The sequence below is a fragment of the Pseudoalteromonas sp. 19-MNA-CIBAN-0066 genome (assembly GCF_040308705.1).
In the GTDB taxonomy this organism is placed as follows: domain Bacteria; phylum Pseudomonadota; class Gammaproteobacteria; order Enterobacterales; family Alteromonadaceae; genus Pseudoalteromonas; species Pseudoalteromonas nigrifaciens.
The window spans coordinates 1-17,303 of record NZ_JBEONZ010000017.1 but is presented as its reverse complement, the minus strand read 5'-3'; the positions used below and the strand labels follow the sequence as shown (position 1 = coordinate 17,303).

At 37.2% G+C, this 17,303-nt stretch carries 17 protein-coding genes and 1 pseudogene; 8 read left to right on the top strand and 10 right to left on the bottom strand.

Going from position 1 to position 17,303, the window contains the following annotated elements:
* Positions 1-116: 116 nt before the first annotated feature.
* The 7 genes and pseudogenes from AAEZ18_RS11070 to AAEZ18_RS11040 form a co-directional block, all read right to left on the bottom strand.
* On the bottom strand, positions 117-308 hold the full coding sequence (locus AAEZ18_RS11070; RefSeq protein WP_011329897.1) for a DUF3185 family protein: 192 nt from the start codon (positions 306-308) through the stop codon (positions 117-119).
* A 93-nt stretch (positions 309-401) separates the two neighbouring features.
* Positions 402-623: a hypothetical protein gene (locus AAEZ18_RS11065; RefSeq protein WP_011329898.1), complete on the bottom strand. Its 222-nt coding sequence runs from the start codon at positions 621-623 to the stop codon at positions 402-404.
* Positions 624-645: 22 nt separating this feature from the next.
* On the bottom strand, positions 646-1,416 hold the full coding sequence (locus AAEZ18_RS11060; protein ID WP_011329899.1) for an undecaprenyl-diphosphate phosphatase: 771 nt from the start codon (positions 1,414-1,416) through the stop codon (positions 646-648).
* 201 nt (positions 1,417-1,617) lie between these two features.
* Positions 1,618-2,348, bottom strand: a pseudogene (locus AAEZ18_RS11055) (patatin-like phospholipase family protein).
* A 171-nt stretch (positions 2,349-2,519) separates the two neighbouring features.
* Positions 2,520-2,972: an NfeD family protein gene (locus tag AAEZ18_RS11050; RefSeq protein WP_011329901.1), complete on the bottom strand. Its 453-nt coding sequence runs from the start codon at positions 2,970-2,972 to the stop codon at positions 2,520-2,522.
* A 21-nt stretch (positions 2,973-2,993) separates the two neighbouring features.
* Positions 2,994-3,947 (bottom strand): SPFH domain-containing protein, encoded by a 954-nt coding sequence (locus AAEZ18_RS11045; protein WP_011329902.1) that lies wholly within the window; start codon positions 3,945-3,947, stop codon positions 2,994-2,996.
* A gap of 124 nt (positions 3,948-4,071) precedes the next feature.
* Positions 4,072-5,511, bottom strand: coding sequence for a sensor domain-containing diguanylate cyclase (locus AAEZ18_RS11040; RefSeq protein WP_350594733.1), 1,440 nt, complete (start codon positions 5,509-5,511; stop codon positions 4,072-4,074).
* A gap of 219 nt (positions 5,512-5,730) precedes the next feature.
* Here AAEZ18_RS11040 and AAEZ18_RS11035 point away from each other — a divergent pair, with 219 nt between their 5' ends.
* The 6 genes from AAEZ18_RS11035 (at position 5,731) to AAEZ18_RS11010 (ending at position 14,613) form a co-directional block, all read left to right on the top strand.
* Positions 5,731-6,621, top strand: a complete 891-nt coding sequence (locus tag AAEZ18_RS11035; protein ID WP_011329904.1) for a cation diffusion facilitator family transporter — start codon at positions 5,731-5,733, stop codon at positions 6,619-6,621.
* 99 nt (positions 6,622-6,720) lie between these two features.
* On the top strand, positions 6,721-9,504 hold the full coding sequence (locus tag AAEZ18_RS11030; protein WP_350594731.1) for a response regulator: 2,784 nt from the start codon (positions 6,721-6,723) through the stop codon (positions 9,502-9,504).
* Positions 9,505-9,601: 97 nt separating this feature from the next.
* A complete protein-coding gene (locus AAEZ18_RS11025) occupies positions 9,602-10,156 on the top strand; it encodes an isochorismatase family protein (RefSeq protein WP_011329906.1) in 555 nt (184 codons plus the stop codon).
* Positions 10,157-10,373: 217 nt separating this feature from the next.
* Positions 10,374-11,840, top strand: coding sequence for a methyl-accepting chemotaxis protein (locus tag AAEZ18_RS11020; RefSeq protein ID WP_089369183.1), 1,467 nt, complete (start codon positions 10,374-10,376; stop codon positions 11,838-11,840).
* Positions 11,824-12,345, top strand: coding sequence for a DUF6436 domain-containing protein (locus tag AAEZ18_RS11015; protein ID WP_011329908.1), 522 nt, complete (start codon positions 11,824-11,826; stop codon positions 12,343-12,345). The genes AAEZ18_RS11020 and AAEZ18_RS11015 overlap by 17 nt, the downstream gene beginning before the upstream one ends.
* Before the next feature lie 90 nt (positions 12,346-12,435).
* Complete coding sequence (locus tag AAEZ18_RS11010; protein WP_350594729.1) at positions 12,436-14,613, top strand: TonB-dependent siderophore receptor; 2,178 nt, start codon at positions 12,436-12,438, stop codon at positions 14,611-14,613.
* 78 nt (positions 14,614-14,691) lie between these two features.
* Here AAEZ18_RS11010 and AAEZ18_RS11005 read toward each other — a convergent pair whose 3' ends face one another.
* The gene (locus AAEZ18_RS11005; protein ID WP_086994541.1) at positions 14,692-15,249 is read right to left on the bottom strand and encodes a TMEM165/GDT1 family protein; all 558 of its coding nucleotides are present in this window, start codon (positions 15,247-15,249) and stop codon (positions 14,692-14,694) included.
* Positions 15,250-15,820: 571 nt separating this feature from the next.
* On the opposite strand from AAEZ18_RS11005, the gene AAEZ18_RS11000 reads away from it, so the two are divergent.
* A complete protein-coding gene (locus tag AAEZ18_RS11000) occupies positions 15,821-16,015 on the top strand; it encodes a (2Fe-2S)-binding protein (protein WP_011329912.1) in 195 nt (64 codons plus the stop codon).
* Between the two features lie 80 nt (positions 16,016-16,095).
* Here the strand turns inward: AAEZ18_RS11000 and bfr (AAEZ18_RS10995) are convergent, their stop codons facing one another.
* Together bfr (AAEZ18_RS10995) and bfr (AAEZ18_RS10990) are read right to left on the bottom strand one after the other, a co-directional pair.
* Complete coding sequence (bfr, locus tag AAEZ18_RS10995; RefSeq protein WP_011329913.1) at positions 16,096-16,560, bottom strand: bacterioferritin; 465 nt, start codon at positions 16,558-16,560, stop codon at positions 16,096-16,098.
* 14 nt (positions 16,561-16,574) lie between these two features.
* Complete coding sequence (gene bfr, locus AAEZ18_RS10990) at positions 16,575-17,045, bottom strand: bacterioferritin (protein ID WP_011329914.1); 471 nt, start codon at positions 17,043-17,045, stop codon at positions 16,575-16,577.
* 38 nt (positions 17,046-17,083) lie between these two features.
* On the opposite strand from bfr (AAEZ18_RS10990), the gene AAEZ18_RS10985 reads away from it, so the two are divergent.
* Positions 17,084-17,303 (top strand): hypothetical protein (locus AAEZ18_RS10985; protein ID WP_352255431.1); only part of this gene is annotated, 220 nt, incomplete at its 3' end.

The window sequence follows — 17,303 nt, the reverse complement described above, 5'->3', positions numbered from 1 at the left end:
TGTTTGTTCACCCAAGCCGCCCTTCTCCAAAGGCGGCTTTTTTTATATTTAATTTAGGGGTTAAATAAACACTGATTATTTTTGTTTTTTAACATGCAGCGTTTATAAGCTGTATGTTACTTAACCCTGGTAATGCCGACTATTATACACACAGCTCCACCGATCATACCGGCCCATGCTTCTATTGGCGTGTCGCCACTTAGCGCGCGGCTAACTTGTGAGCCAGCTGCTTCATAAACATCATACCCCCAAATAGCCAACGCAACGCCAATAATAATAAGCACAATACCAATCACTTTGTTATTCATAATAGATCCTTACTTTTTAGAGTGCTAGTTAAAAATACTTAGTAAATATACTAGTTAAATAATAGTAAATAAGCTAACGCAATTTATGATTATTTAATAGGTTGAATTTGGTGTGTACTCTGGATTTATATCGCCGCCTACTTCCTCAGGATCTACATCGTTTATGAGGAGTGTTTCGCGCACGGCTTCAATATGATCAAGTACGGTTTGATAACGCTCGCCGTACTCGTATTTAGTCACCTCGATTGCTTTAGGCATGTAGGTAAATGCTATTTTAAGTGCGTGGAGGGCTTCTTGATTTATTTTTTCGTTCATTATTTTCTCTCTTAAAAATGTTTTAAACGTAAGCTATGGTTAATAAAATAACACCAAATACAATGCGGTAAATACCAAAACTTACAAAAGTAAAGTTTTCTAAAAAGCGGATAAATAATTTAATTGTAAAATAGGCCACTATAAAAGAGGTAACAAAGCCTACAGCAAGGGCGGTTAAATCGTCAAAAGTAAATAAGTCATAATGCTTTAGCAAATCATACCCAGACGCTGCAGCAAGTACAGGTAAGCCAAGTAAAAATGAAAACTCTGCACTGGCTTTGCGGTTTAAGCCACACAACATAGCACCTACAATAGAGCTACCCGCACGGCTAGTACCAGGAATAAGTGCAAATACTTGGGCTATACCAATCCATATTGCTTGCTTATAAGTCACTTGAGTAACATCGGTAGTGGTGCAGTTTTGTTCTTTATAATTGCGCTCTAGCAGTAAAAAAATCACCCCACCAACAATAAACATTACTCCCACAACAGGTACGTTAAATAGTGCTTTTATTACGTCACTAAAAATGAAAGCAATAATGCCTAACGGAATAAATGCGATGGCTACTTTTATCCATAAGTTAAGATGTTTTGGAGTGAACTTATCTTTATAGTTGGCTAGTACCGCTAAAATGGCGGCTAATTGAATAATTACGCCGAATGCTTGATTAGTAGCCGTTGCTTCTATACCCAACCATTGCGCTGCTACAATAATATGCCCGGTTGACGAAATAGGTAAAAACTCAGTAATACCTTCAATAATACCTAAAATAATTGCGTTAAAAATGTCCACGTTCAATGTGTTCCTAAATACTTAATAAAAAATACAATGGGAGTTGCTAATGCTCATAATATTTCATGAGAAACAATACATAACTCACTTATCAAAATTCCGCCATAGGATAAGAGCTTATTAACAATATCTAAAGTGTTTTAATGTTTATTTAAAATAAAGGGCAGTAATTTTAAATATATAGCTTAAGTTAGTTTTGAATTAAGCTAAAAATGCTTTTGCGGCGTCTACACCCATTTGGTAGCCAGTGTTAAGGGTTGCAAGCTTTTTAGTGGTACGGCCCACTTTAAAATTAACTGGTGGCGCTATAATATTTACCCGGCAATCAGCGGGTGGGTTATTAATAAAATCAATACTTTGGTTATAAACATCGGCTCTGGTGAGGGTTGTGTTAATAAGTGCCGGGTAGTTTTTATATATTTTTTTAGTTAACCATGGTGCTTTACTTGGCCTTTTACGATAACCCAAAGGCTGAGATAAAATAACGGTTATTTCACGTGCACCCATTTCATACGCTTTTATAACGGGAATAGAGTCGGCTACGCCGCCATCGGTCATGGCTATATTATTAATTATTGGATAGTCGCGATACGCAATAGGAATAGCACAAGACGCTTTTAATTGCTCGACCATATCGGTGTTGGTGGCTTTTAAGTAATGGGCTTTACCCGATTCGATAGCCGTAGTAACAATATAAAGCGCGCAAGATTAATAAACTCAGGACGACATGAATAGTCGGTGATCACTTTGTAATTGCGCATTGGTTGCTTGCATAAATAGGCGGCTACATTTGTAGCCCCTGCAGATACGCCAAAATAACGTGCAAATGGTTGATAGTTTTGTTTTAAAAACTCATCGAGTACACCGGCTGCAAAAATACCGCGCATTGCACCCCCTTCAACAACCAAAGTGTGTTTATGTTGATTTGTCATAACGATATATTCCTTACATCATTTTTTAATGCTATCAACTTAGTTAGCAAAGTGCGAGGGAGGAGGTAGGCGATTATTTATTATAAATACTCAACAAAATAAACGGGCAGTGTTTAATTGCCCGTTTATTGTTATTTTAACGGTTTAGAAAAATATAATTGCTGTAGGTTTTTAAATGCTTTGAACCCACATTACACCAACTTCTTTTTTAGTTACTTTAACTTGCGTACCGGCGCTAATGGGCTGTTTGCTTTTAAGTTGCCAGCTAATGCCAGAATACTGATGAGTACTTAACCCTTCAATAGTCACATCTTGGTTAAGTACAAAAGTCAGCTCTGCAAAGTCGCTATTAACTGGTTTACGCTCAACATTATTTTGCATCCGCTTTAGGGGCTTCCAAAGCAATATAGAAATTGCAGCTGTTATTAGAGTATTACTCCAAAGCGCAGTGGTCATAGAGTCGGCTAATATTCCCATACTCATGAGCAGCCCGGTTATAAATAACGATAAGCCAAAAAATAACAATATAAAGGTAGAGAGCCCCAATACGGCTACTTCTATGATCAGCGCAAGAACCCCAAGTACCATTAAGGTTTGTGGTAAATTTTGGGTAATAAATTCCATACCGACTCCTTTATTTAGTTATTAGCCTTGATGCTTTTTATTTAAGCTATTAATAATGGCCATACCTTGTGCAACCATTGAGCTTGCATCGGTGGCATTATCAGGAAGCAATACAATTGATGACTCTCTGGCAATGGCTTCTTTTGCGGCTATTGCTTTAGTTGCTAAATCAAGCTGGATTGCTTTTTGACCTTGCTCTGTATCGGCAGCTTCACCCACTTTACGCAGGGCTTCGGCTTGTGCTTCGGCAACTGCAATAATTGCTTTAGCTTCACCTTCTGCGCGTAAAATTTGTTCTGCCTTTTCACCTTCAGCACCTAATACCTGTGCTTGTTTACGCCCTTCGGCCACATTGATATTGGCTTGACGGTCACCTTCAGATTCAAGTATTTGTGCGCGTTTAACTCGCTCTGCTTTCATTTGTGCTTCCATCGCTTCCATTACAGATTGTGGTGGCACAATATCTTTTATTTCATAACGTAATACTTGAATACCCCAAGGCTCTGCCGCTTGGTTGATAGAAGTGACAATATTAGTGTTCAGTACGTCACGCTCTTCAAAAGTTTTATCTAATTCCATTTTACCAAGCTCAGAACGCATGGTTGTTTGCGAAAGCTGAGTTACAGCAAATATGTAATCATCAACGCCGTAGGTTGCTTTATATGGGTCAAGCACACGGAAATACAAAACACCATCTACAGTAAGCGAAATATTATCTTTAGTGATTGCCGACTGTGAAGGCACGTCTTGTGCTTGTTCTTTTAAACTGCGATCTGCAGCAATACGATCAATAAATGGGATGATAAAGTTTAGACCTGCTTCTTTAGTTGATTGATACTTACCAAAGCGTTCTATTAACCAAGCGCGGTTTTGTGGTACAAATTTGACACTACTTTTTAGCAGTACTAAAACAAAAATGAGTAAAAATGCTTCAACGGTAAATATTGTATTGAGCACTTGTGCAATCGGGTCCATGTAAATATTCCTTCTAATAATAAAGAGTTAACAAGTTGAATTGTTTGTGTTGTTTATAATTTCAACGTTGCTAGAGTAACATTGCTGATGTGGTTTCACTATAAAATAGTTAGTAAGGTGATATTCAATTACTTTCAAAAAACTGACAAATTTTATTACGGCCCGTTTCTTTAGCTTCATATAAGGCTGTATCAGCATTATTAATAATTGTTTCGGGGCGGGTGTTTTTAGTTGGATATGTGCTATAAAAGCCCACGCTAAGTGTGAGTGTTTTTACAACACTAGAGTCGCTATGTACTATGTTTAGCAGCGCTATTTTTTGTTGTAATAATAATACAAATTGATGGCACTCTGCTGCGTTAAGCGAAGGCAAAATAATTGCAAATTCTTCCCCGCCATAACGCGCAGCTAAATCGCCCTCGCGCCTGCAAAGTTGATTTAGTGTTTTAGCAACTAGCTTAAGTGCGTCATCGCCTTTTTGGTGGCCATAATTGTCGTTATAGCGTTTAAAAAAGTCTATATCGCAAATAATCAAGCTAAGTGATTGCTTATTACGAGCACAACGTCGTATTTCACTTTTAAGTGTTTCATCAAAACAGCGGCGATTGGCTATATTAGTTAAACCATCAGTATTAACTAATAAACTTAATTTTTGATTAGCAGTAATAAGTTGTTGCTGGGCTAGTTGCAGCTTTTTTTTGTAATCTATATTTTTTAATGCGTTGGCAATTATTTCGCCCACTAATTTTATTCTGATCAGATCAATGTGTGTCCATGCGCGCTTAAAATTAACACAGTCACAGCCTATAAAACCAATAAGCTCTTTATCAAAAAGGAGCCCTATGCATAAAACAGATTGTATTTTTTGTATCTGAAACTCAACTTTTTCAGCGTTTGCTGCTTGAGGTAATTTTAAAACATCGTTTACCTGAAACAAATGCGTAGCGTTCATTACTTCAAAAAAGTAGGGTAGCTCGGTTTTTGGCACATTTTGTAATCTTTGTTTGAAAGGTTCAATGCCTTCATTCACCCATTCGTGGGTGTTAGTAATGGTTTCGTTGTCGGTATTAAATTCAAATAAATAACTACGATCGGCAGCAAATGCAGTGCCAATGGCTTTTAACGCAAAATTAATATGCAAATCTATATCATCATTTTGTATGTCGATTAAGTCTGTTGATATTTCAGAAATAACCCGATCAAAATTATAGAGCTCAATTACATCGCTTTTTAAAGGCTCTAAACACAACATAGAAACAGAATCAGATAATTGGGTAAGGGCGATATTTAACGGTATGCTTTGTTGTTGTTTTTTTAGCTGTATATTAGTGCTAGTTTTTGAATCGAATAATGACTCAATAGCAATATGTTTATTATTATGCACGCTCAGGAGGGTGACAGCATTAAATGCAGTGCTATCTAAATTGTCGCAATGCTTTAAATCAAATAAAATTTGCGCCGCAGTATTAACACAATAAGTATTATTTTTATTGTCGTATAATAAAATAGCTAAACTGAGTTTATTTAAAACCTGCCACAATTTTAGTATTGAGTCATCACTCACTTGTTTCTCCAAGCTAAACATTAAACGTTATTATTTTTATAATATATTGTTATTTTTATACCTTTTTAAATACTTTTAGTACAGAAGTTTCTATTTTCCCAATTTTTTAGTGCGTTTATTAGGTTTACGTATTATAATTGATACTGTATATCATTACGTATTCCCCGTTGAGCTTTTTCGAAGCTTACTTTGTTTTAAGTATAGGTACTTAAGTATTTCATGACCGAAATAACGACACATAAAGCTTCCCGTCGCCGTTTATTAATTGCTTTGGCGATCACCTGCTCTTTTATGGTTATTCAATTAATAGGCGCATATTACGCCAACTCACTAGCAGTATTAGCCGATGCAGGGCACTTGTTTGTTCATAACAGCTCTTTATTTATTGCTTTAATTGCCTCGAGCTTGGCGATTCACTTTGCTAAAACCTATAACGATGGCTATCAGCGTGCTGAGTTAGTAGGAGGCCTTATAAATGGCTTTTTATATTTAGCAATTAGCTTGGTTATATTGTATGAAGGTGGCGAGCGTTTTATGCACCATCATGAAGGCAACGAACTTGAAATAAATAGCTTTTTAATGTCGGCCATTGCCGCGCTTGGTTTTTTGTTTCATGGTGCCGCTGCTTGGGTGTTATATAAAGGCCGTAAAGCGAGTATTAATGTATATGCGGTGTTTTTACACTCGTTTTTTGACATTATATCTACTATTTCTACTTTTATAGCCGGAGTGTTAATTTACCTGACTGGTTGGGATATTATCGATATTTTATCGAGCATGTTAATTGCTTCATTCGTTTTATTCACCGGTATTAAGGTTATTATAAGTTGCGTTAAAGGGCTGTATATAAATAAAGATAAACTCCCTAAAGTAGCTAAAGTTGAGCAAGCAATTACCACAATTCAGCATGTAAAAAATGTGCATAATGTAACTGTAGTACGAAAAGATAAAACGGTAATAGTGGGTGCGCATATAGTGCTAAAAAAACACTGCACCATTGAAAAACACGATAAAGCATGTCGCTTAAAGGTCGAAAACCTGTTGCGTTCAAAATTTAATGTAACAAATAGTGTGTTACAAATTGAAAGTAGTTGCAGTAGTGTTAATTAAACTTGGCAAATTGCAGCATATGGCTTAGTTTAAGCTATATTTAAATAATAGCTGTTGTAGGAACAAATTGAATCAACAGCAATTTATTGGAATCTAATTATGCCTTTACTAGCAAGTAAGCATCGCTACTTTAACTTTATTGTGTCGTGTTTATTTGGTATTACCGCTGCTTTTGTAAATACCCTACCAATCTTATTTATTAATAGTTCTGAGTTTTTATTAGGGCAATTTTTTGTTCTTTTAAGCTTATTATTATTTGGCTGGCGCTATTCGTTAGTTGTGTTTACTTTAAGCACCCTAGGCATATTTTATCGTTGGGGGCATGCTTGGCCTTCAATCGTTTTTGGTTTAGAGATACTATGGGTGTACTTTTTTTGTCTGCGCTATTCTAGGCCTTTATTTTTTAGAGGAATGCTGTTTTGGCTTGTAGTAGCAATGCCATTACTGTGGGGGGTTGGGCATTACTTTCTTAATATTAGCTTTTTACCTTTGGTTACTGCGCTTGCTAAATATTGTTTAAATGCCGCCATTTATTTATGCGTAATTGATTTATTTAGTTTCTTTTTTAATCGCCATTCTTGGTCTCGCCATTATGGTTCTTTGTATAAAATCCTTAATTATATTGTAACTTTGCTCGTTATTTTAGTGGTAGTGCTTACTTCAATTGTGCTTATTAATAACCATTACTCTAGGGTTGAATACGAAATAAACGCACAACTAAATGAAAAGTCCCAACAAATAGCGCAAAGCCTAGATTTATATTTAGAAAACCATCGCAAAGCAGTAATACTGACCGCACAAAATATTAGCGTAGGGCATAGCCCACAAAGTGCTATTGAGCTTTTAGGGAAGTTATATCCTGGGTTTATAACTGCTATAAGTACCGATGAACTTGCCAACGTAAATTACTTTTATCCCACAACGTCAAAAACACAGCAGTTAAAAGGTAAGGCTGTTGCTAATGTTGCTGATCGCGATTATTTTTACCAAGCAATTGATTCTCAAAATGGATTTATTTCTGGTATTTTTAAAGGAAGAGGGTTTGGACAGCAATCAATAGTGGCAATATCGGCCCCTGTTTATAATAACCAGCAATTTAAGGGGATAGTAGAAGGCTCATTGTTATTTGAAAACTTTAGTGATTTACAACCTACCTTATTTAAGCGCCAAGCCGACTTAATTATATTAGATAAAAGCAATCAGGTAGTATTTTCAACCTTAAATGACTTTAAGCAGATGCAAACCCTTAGCAAACAAGATGTAGTTGCGCTGCAAAGCCTTAAACAAACAAGCGCATTTACAGCAACAAACGCGCAGCAATATTACTCAAAAGACACTACATCGGCATTAAATCATTGGCGTATTTTCACATTAATGAATAAAAAGTATGCCAATAATGTTGCAGCCCAAGCGTGGGGGCAATCTCTGGTGTTGATCTTATTTATAATTGTACTAACCAGTGTTTTTATTACGCAGCTAAGTAAGTGGTTAGTAACGCCGATAATAAAGTTAACCGAGCAAATAGATAACTTCGAAACCGATGAACAAACAGTAGGGTTAGTTTCGCATACTAATACCTGGTACGAGGTTGAAAAGTTACAACAACAGTTTGCAAGTTTAGCCCTTAAGATGACTAATAACTTTAATAAGTTACGCACCGCAAACAGTAAAAATGAAGCGTTGAATAATCAGCTTATAAACTTTAATTTAAAGCTTGAGCAACAAGTTAAAGATAAAACAGAAGAGCTAATTAAAGCTGTAGGGGTTGCTAATAAAGCAAATAAAACTAAGTCATTATTTTTGGCCAATATGAGTCACGAAATTCGCACTCCGCTTAATGGTATTTTGGGCATGACTCAGTTGCTAATAAAAAATTCTAAAATTGCTGCCGATGAACAAAATGAGCTGCAAATGATCCAACAAAGTGCCCATAACTTACTGCTTATTTTAAATGAGATACTCGACTTTTCTAAAATAGAAGCTAATGCGTTAAAGTTAGATGTGCAACCAACTGAAATTAAAAAACTAATACGCCAATTAGCCACTGTTTTTGATAACTCGGGATTAAGCGCTAACGTTACATTTAAGCTAACTATTGCTCCAGAATTACCGCCATTTATAGCGTTAGACTCACTACGCTTTTCTCAAGTTATCAACAATATACTCAGTAATGCGGGTAAATTTACTGACACTGGTTTAATTACTATGGATTGCTTTGTAGAGGATGATTGTTTGTTCATTAAAATTACCGATACTGGTATTGGTATTTCTGCGCTGCAACAACAAAATTTATTTATAGAATTTACACAAGCTGATGTTTCCACTACCCGAAAATATGGCGGCACTGGACTTGGGCTAACAATTAGTAAACGATTAATTGAGCTGATGGGCGGCTCGCTTACCCTGCGCAGTGAAGAAGGGGTAGGAAGCTGTTTTAAAATAAAAATCCCACTCATTCTAAGCCAGGCTCCAGTTAAGGAGATAGCCGACAGTTCTGTTCCTGATTTAGCGGCAAAACGTATTTTAATCGTAGAGGATAATCCAATTAATCAAATAGTAATCACCAAAATGATGATTGCAACGGGATGCGAGATAAAAACGGCAAACGATGGACTTGAAGCGTTACATTGCTTAGAAAGCTACCCCGCAGATTTGATTTTAATGGATTGCCAAATGCCCAATATGGATGGCTACCAATGCACACAAAAAATACGCCAAATGCCAAATGATTGTAAAAACGTATTAATTTTAGCTATTACTGCCAATGCGTTTGCCGAAGATAAAGAAAAATGCTTAAACGCCGGTATGAATGACTTTATAGCCAAACCCATCAATAAAAATGAGTTGTATCAGTGTATTAATAACTTATTTAAGCCTAGTTGAACAATACTAACAGCGAGCAGAGTAGCTTTGTTTTGGTGTTCGTATTAGAGTGAGCTAGTTACAAGCAGTTAACACTAAACAGGACAGTGGAGGAAGTATGAGCAAAATGAGTAATGTGGATGCTTTACGCAGTGTGTTATTAATTATTGATATACAAACGAAACTTGAGCCAGCCATAGCTGACTTTAGCGCTATTTTAAAGTGCTCATTACAGTTATCGCAAGCCAGCTTAGTGCACAAAATACCGACCCTTATTACAGAGCAATATAAAAAAGGTTTGGGCGCAACCAATCAAACCTTACAGGATGCTTTGCCACAAGCAGATTATTTTCATAAAACCCACTTTAGTGCCTGTGCAGAGCCCGGGTTTTTAGCGCAACTCGCTAAGTATACTCGCCCGCAAGTCGTGGTTATTGGTACCGAAGCGCATGTTTGTGTGTTGCAAACATGCTTAGATTTATTGCAGTACGGTTATGAGGTGATCATTGCAGTTGATGCGATAGGTTCACGTAACGACAACCACAAAATAATTGCTACTGAGCAACTACGCCAAGCAGGTGCGATCATTTCCAGTACCGAGAGCATTATTTTTCAATGGACCAAGCAAGCAGCAACACCTAACTTTAAAAAAATATTACCTATTATTAAATAGCCGGCTTTGCTTGTACATAAACTTATTAGCTTGTTGGGTAAATAACAATTCAATTAGGTCAATATATTTAAATAATGTAATTAACTCGTCTACTTTGTTAAGTTAAGTGTAATATTCAGCATTTTTTTGCTTGTTAGGGGTAAACTGATGAACTTTTTTAAACTTTGATACGTATTACCTCGCTTAATTTTATTAAAAAACTTAATTTAAGGCTACTATGTCTAGTGTTGCGCGTTTATTTACGGTTATTTTTAGCCTTTTATTTATAGAATCAATAGGTGTTGGTTTATATTTTGGCACATTGAGCGAGGCCTTTATTGTTGGCTTACCGCTTTGCTTATTACCAATTTGGCTATTAAAAACCCAACCTAATAATGCTTTAACGCCTCACGTAGTCGCTGCAGCCATTATGATGTTTTCTTTTTTACATATTCAACAAACCTATGGTTTGATTGAAGTGCATTTTGAAATATTTATTTTAATGGCGGTGTTAATTATGTTTGTGCAATGGCGTGTTTTTATAACTGCTATTGTGTTTGTTGCTGTACATCACTTATCGTTTTATTACCTACAAACTCAAAACACAGGTTTTTACGTGTTTGATCCAGATAGGCTTGCCTTTACAACAGTGCTAATACACGCAGGTTATGCCATTGTTGAAGTGTTTGTTGCAGGCTATATTGCTAAAACATTGCAGCGCGAACGTAGTGCCGGGCTATCGCTAAGCTCAGCGACAGAGCAAATAATGCAAGACCCTAATCATATTAAACTTTCTTTACGTGCTGATGATCAAAAAAGCCAAGCGGTAGCCGGCTTTAATACCTTATTAGAGTATTTGTCAGATGTAATTAAACAAGTAAAAACTCAATCAGAGTCATTAAAGGTAAGCTCACAAGAGCTGATCCAAGTGCACGACGAGTTAACCGAAGGTGCAGATCAGCGCACCCAACAAACCGACGATATTGCAAGTTCTGGTGCGCAAGTTGCTCATGGCTTTAAACTTGTTGAGCAAGAAAGTGAAGTATTAAAACACCAAGTAGATAATATTACTCAAGCTGCGACCAATGCCTTGCAAGAAGTGTCACAAACAGACAGTAAAAGTAGAGAGCTATTAACACTACTTAATCATACGGAAGAGCAAATAAATCATCTTGTTGGCGCAGGCGACGTAATATCGGGTTTACTTAATGAAATATCGGGAATAGCAGATCAAACTAACTTACTGGCTTTAAATGCGGCAATTGAAGCTGCTAGAGCCGGAGAGCATGGTCGTGGCTTTGCTGTTGTCGCATCAGAAGTGCGCTCACTTGCTACTAATAGCCAAGCAACTACGGCTAAAATAGCCGCTACCTTAAAAGACTTGGTTAGCAATAGCCGCACATCTACTCAGTCTATGAGCCAATGTGTTGATTTTGTAGTCGACTTAACAAAAATAAGCACCACGATGAAAGAAAACATTTCATCTATGAGTGAACAAATTAAAGCGGTATCAAGCAGTACTAGCTCAGTGGCTCAAGTAGTTGCCGAGCAAGCGGGTAATACGGCGCAAATAGCACTAAGCACAGACAAAATGCGCCAAAACCAATACCAAGACACAAAAATAGTTAAGCAGTTAACAGCTAAAGTACAGTTAATTGACGTAAGTATTGATGTATTAGAGCAAAGTATTGCAAAATTTAAGTAAGTCGAATTACTTTATTGTAGGGGTTGTTGCCGCGTGGTTTATACTGGTTGTGACTGGGCTGGTGTACTTTCAGCTTGGGCAACTAAAGCCGTTTGATGAATCGCAAATGCTAAAGCAACAAAATTGGTTTGAGCAATTTAAACAACAGTTAGTGGTTAGTAATACCGTGGCATCGCTTGTTATTATTACAGAGCAAAATTGCGGTTGTACTAAGCAAGCACAAGCGCACATTACGACGTTGCAAGCATTTGCAAAAAGTAAAGGACTTGCCGTGCAAGAGTTGCAACTTACACAACAACTTAAGCAAGCCATTCCAGCAACCCCTGCTGCTGTAATTATTGATAAAAATGGGGACTTTGTTTATGCCGGGCCGCTATCCGAAGGACTAGCGTGCTCGCAAGGAAGCGGTTTTGTAGAAACTGTTATTAGTAACTTAACAGCTGGGTTTAATTCACAGTTATTAATTGCTGACACTAAAGGCTGCTATTGCGTTACGAGTACATAGGCAAAGCTTTTATTTATATAGAATAATCAATTGCAAATGAGAGTGGTTAGCATTAGCATGCGTTCACTGTATTATTGTTAGTTATCTCTCATGAAATTTACTCTTTTATCTATCGCAATCTCATCAATTATATTTAATTCTGCCAGTGTATTTGCCGCCGAAGAAGCTGAACAATCAACAACAGCACCGCCCTCAACAATACCGCTCAATAGCGTAACGGCTCAGAATAATATTGAAAAAATAGAAGTAGTAGGCCGTGCTTTTTCGTTATATAGGCCAACCGAGTCAGCATTTGGTACCCGTACAGATACCCCCTTAGAAAAAATACCTCAATCGATTCAAATATTACCGCAAGCGTTAATTAGTGACCAAGCAGCACGTCAAATTACTGATTTATATAGTAACATTGCAGGCGTTAATGGCTTTAGCTATTCGGGCGTAACATTTAGAGGCTTTCGTCAAGACGAAATTTTATACGATGGTGTAAAAGGTGACCCTTTTAATGGTTTTGCCGTACCGCAGTTATTTAATATTGAGCAAGTAGCAGTGCTTAAAGGCCCAAGTGGCGCGGTTTATGGTAGTGGTAATCCAGGTGGCATTATTAACTACATGACTAAAAAACCACAATATATTGCTAAAACTACAGTAGAACTAGAGCTTGGCAATGATGACTTTTTTAGTGGTGCTTTTGAATCTACAGGCAGTGTAAACAACGAGCAAACACAAGCCTACAGAGTGGGCGTGTATAAAGAAAGCCAAAATCCGTTTAGGTATAACACCGGCGAAGACAACACCATTATCGATTTAGGTTATCGCTTTGACTTTGATAATGCGTCAAATTTAGTGCTGCAATACACTAATATAGATCAAGACTTAGCAGGAGCCCGTTTACGTGGCGTACCTGTAGATGATAACGGCGACTTTATTGCTAATCGTGAGTGGAACCATAACGAAGCAAGCGATTATCAAAAAGTGTCAGCTGATGTGTATCAGGCAACCTATAAAAATGAGTTAAATGATATATTTAGTACAGATGTAACAGCGCGTTACTTTACTAATACCGAACAGCAAAACTATCACGAACCGTGGGGCTTGTTAGATACCGATAATGACGGTGTAGTTGATTGGAGTGAACGTGAATTTAGAGATCAAGCGCGCGAAAACCAAGGTTTGAGTTTAACTGCTAATTTAATAGCACAAACAACGATTGCGAATATGGAGCATGTGTTTTTAGTAGGCGCAGATTATTATGCTGCTAAATTTGATGCTATATACCGCACCGCCAAACAAGCAAGTAAAGGCGGACCAGTACCTGGACTATCGTTAATCAATCCGCAATATGGTTTAACATCGGGCGCCGATTACGACTTACAAAGTATAACCCCACGATTTGTTAGTACTGAATCTAAAAGGCTCGGGGTTTATTTGCAAGATCAACTAGATATTACCGAAAAGTGGAATATAACAGCGGGGCTACGCTACGATCACTTTGAAGATACTGATCAGATCAGCAATACTGAGTTTTCAGATAGTGATTTTACGGTGCGTATTGGCACCAGTTATAATATTAACGATACGTTTTTTCCATATGCGCTTTATGGTACAGGCTTTTTGCCGCAAGATGCGGCAAGCCAATCTGAGTTAGTAGGTGGGCCATTCTCCCCAGAAAATAGCTATATTACAGAGTTAGGCTTGCGCACTAAATTATTTGATGACTCCTTGGCGATTAATATCGCGACCTATCAAATTGTGCGTAAAAATATTTTGCAAACAAGCTTACTACAAAATGATTCGGGTATTGACCAGCTAGAATCGCTAGGTGAAGTGCAAAGCGATGGCTTTGAGCTAGAGGTGGTTGGCGACATAACCGATAGCTGGGTAGTAACGGCCAGTTACGCGTATAACGATACCCGTATAAACGAGCAAAGCGAAGGCTTTTCAGCGCAAGCTGCTGGTTCTGATAAGTTTGCCAATGCCCCCCAAAATACTGCCGGAGTATGGACTCGCTATGACCTACCCAGCATTAACTCATCTATTGCTGCTGGCCTTGATTATGTTGATCAGCAAGTAAGTTTAGATGGCACCCATGTAAAGCCCTATACTATTTACAATATGGCCTGGAAAACTCAGTTAGAAAACTGGACGTGGCAAGTATCAATTAAAAATGTGTTTGATAAAGAGTACGCATCAAGCGGCTTTATAAATCGCACTGGGCATTTTCCGGGTGAGCCAAGACGTGTTTACTTATCGGCTAAATATCAGTTTTAATACTTAAGCTGATGTGAAATTAAAAGCCCTCGTTTATGGATAATGAGCAGAGGGCTTTTAATAATAAAAGTATTGAGCCTAAATAGTTGCTATGCCATATAGCCCTAACAGCACAAAAACACTGGCTGCAATAATTCGTACTTTATTTAAAGGAATGCGTTTTAGTAGCGCATTACCTGCATAAATAACCGGTACGTTGGCAATTAACATGCCCACAGTTGTACCAATAGTAACCCACAATACTGATTGATATTGTGCGCCAAGTAGCACAGTGGCTATTTGTGTTTTATCGCCAATTTCAGCAATAAAAAACAATACAAAAGCGACTAAAAATGCGCCATAGCGATCGTATTTATGGCTCACGGCTTCATCTTTATCAGGGATCAGCAGCCAAAGGCCAACCACAATAAAACTAATATTCACAACCCAAGGTAGGTACTCAATAGCAAAATTACCACTAAGCCAATCTCCAAACCAAGCAGATAAGCCATGATTAATAATAGTTGCGACTAATACACCTAAAATGAGTGCAATTTTATTATGAAAACGAGCAGCGAGCAGTAACGATAAAAGCTGAGTTTTATCGCCTATTTCCGCAAGGGCAACAGTGACGGTTGAGGTTAAAAATATTTCCATTACAACTACTTACAGGCGGGAGCACTAAACCAAGGCAAATAGCTATCTCCCGCCTTGAGGATAGTTATCTACCTAGGTCTCGCCGATAATGCTTGCTACAACATTACAAACTTACCACGCACGTGAGGTGCAATTATGTTGATAAGTTTACTTGTGACACCAATAATATTAAAGCGTGGTTATTGTAGCGATATACAAGGCTATAATTACTCACTTTTCCAACACGATTGATATTACTAAGCGGGCTACTCCCCTAAGAGACGCGCATTATCCCACAAACCTTTTAGATAGTAAATCTTGAACCATAGATTAAGCGCTATAAGTAATTAAAACGAATAGCTTAAGCGTACAGGTGCTCAGTGGTTGTTTTAAAAATTGAATACAGGGCCTCAACGGACATACAATTTTGGAACATATACTTTTTTAAACAGTCGCTGATTATTTTAACCTGTGTAGCACTGCTTAAAATAAGATCAAAAAATAACATAATTAACTGCAAAAAGTGTTTGATAACCATTACCATTTAGATTAGTATGCACCTACTAAATGTAATTGAGAGTGGTTTGTATTCATGTATATTTGTCTATGTCACGGTGTGACCGATAAAAAAATTGAACAAACAATTGACGATGGTGCAACAACCATGCGTGAGTTAACTAAAGAGCTTAAAGTGGGCAGCCAATGCGGTAAGTGTTGTGGTTGTACTAAAAAGATCCTTAATCGTAAGCTTATTCAAATTGCCGATATAACGGATCAAGTGGCTTAATTTAGTTAAAAATTACATTACAAAATTTAGATATAAAAAAAGCAGCTTTAAGCTGCTTTTTTTATGCGTGTTAATTACTATTACAGCTGCGACTGTAGGTAGTTTTCTAAGCCGGTATTTTCAATCAGTAATTGCTGAGTTTCTAACCAATCAATTTGCTCTTCTTGTTCATTTAAAATGTGATCAAGGGCTTCACGAGTAATATAATCTTTTTTACTTTCAGCCAGTTTAACTGCGCTACGTAACTCATCAATTGTATCAAGTTCAAAGCTCATATTGGCAGCAATCATTTCTTCGCTGTTTTCACCAATACGTAAACGGCCTAAATCTTGTAAATTTGGTAAGCCTTCTAAAAACAAAATACGCTCAATTAAACGATCGGCGTTTTTCATTTTTTGAATTGATACTTTGTAGTCTGCTTTATCTAATTTACTAAAGCCAAAATCTTTAAACATACGTGCGTGTAAAAAGTATTGGTTAATACCAACAAGCTCGTTAGCGAGTACTTTATTTAGTGCTGCAATAACGTCTTTATCGCCTTTCATACTATATACTCCTACTAAGCCATTTGTGCTTGATGATAATTTTGCGTTCCAATCTTATCAATTAAACCAAGTTGCTGTTCTAACCAGTAAACATGATCTTCTTCGGTATCAAATAATAGTTTTTCTAAAATGGCACGAGATTGATAGTCTTGTTGTTCTTCGCATATTGCGATTACGTCTTTTACGCTAGCTACTACTTCAAGCTCAAGTGTTAAGTCGTTTTGCATCATGCTTTTAACATCGGTGCCAATTAATAAATCACGACGTTTAGTCATGTTAGGCACACCTTCTAAAAATAGAATGCGTTTTATTAACCAGTCACAATGATCTTTCTCTTCTTCCATTTCGTGGTTAAGGCGCTCATAAAGTTTAGCTAATCCCCAGTCATCGTACATGCGCGAATGAATAAAATACTGGTCAATTGCTGCTAATTCGTTGGCTAACAATGTATTAAATGCGTCGATTACTTTTTGATTACCTTTCATGATAGATCACCTTAACAAGTTCAATTGCGACCAGTGTAGTGCAAACTGCAGCTATTGCAAGTTTTCTCTATAAAAATCATTATGTTACTATTGGTTTTGATTCTTATTTAAGTTTGCGTTATTACTTGGTTTGTAAGCAGTTTTTAATTTTTATATGTACGGCTTGTGAAACTTACCAAAACCGAGACTTGTCAGCGGCTAAAAGCATAGCAAAAACAGGTGAATTAGATTTGATTGCGGCTGGGATCGTCGCAAGGG

Bases quoted from the DNA above. Each gene is read 5' to 3' on its own strand.
- AAEZ18_RS11070 (WP_011329897.1), bottom strand. From the start codon at position 308: ATGAATAACAAAGTGATTGGTATTGTGCTTATTATTATTGGCGTTGCG.
- AAEZ18_RS11065 (WP_011329898.1), bottom strand. From the start codon at position 623: ATGAACGAAAAAATAAATCAAGAAGCCCTCCACGCACTTAAAATAGCA.
- AAEZ18_RS11050 (WP_011329901.1), bottom strand. From the start codon at position 2,972: ATGGAATTTATTACCCAAAATTTACCACAAACCTTAATGGTACTTGGG.
- AAEZ18_RS11045 (WP_011329902.1), bottom strand. From the start codon at position 3,947: ATGGACCCGATTGCACAAGTGCTCAATACAATATTTACCGTTGAAGCA.
- AAEZ18_RS11035 (WP_011329904.1), top strand. From the start codon at position 5,731: ATGACCGAAATAACGACACATAAAGCTTCCCGTCGCCGTTTATTAATT.
- AAEZ18_RS11030 (WP_350594731.1), top strand. From the start codon at position 6,721: ATGCCTTTACTAGCAAGTAAGCATCGCTACTTTAACTTTATTGTGTCG.
- AAEZ18_RS11025 (WP_011329906.1), top strand. From the start codon at position 9,602: ATGAGCAAAATGAGTAATGTGGATGCTTTACGCAGTGTGTTATTAATT.
- AAEZ18_RS11020 (WP_089369183.1), top strand. From the start codon at position 10,374: ATGTCTAGTGTTGCGCGTTTATTTACGGTTATTTTTAGCCTTTTATTT.
- AAEZ18_RS11010 (WP_350594729.1), top strand. From the start codon at position 12,436: ATGAAATTTACTCTTTTATCTATCGCAATCTCATCAATTATATTTAAT.
- AAEZ18_RS11005 (WP_086994541.1), bottom strand. From the start codon at position 15,249: ATGGAAATATTTTTAACCTCAACCGTCACTGTTGCCCTTGCGGAAATA.
- AAEZ18_RS11000 (WP_011329912.1), top strand. From the start codon at position 15,821: ATGTATATTTGTCTATGTCACGGTGTGACCGATAAAAAAATTGAACAA.
- bfr (WP_011329913.1), bottom strand. From the start codon at position 16,560: ATGAAAGGCGATAAAGACGTTATTGCAGCACTAAATAAAGTACTCGCT.
- bfr (WP_011329914.1), bottom strand. From the start codon at position 17,045: ATGAAAGGTAATCAAAAAGTAATCGACGCATTTAATACATTGTTAGCC.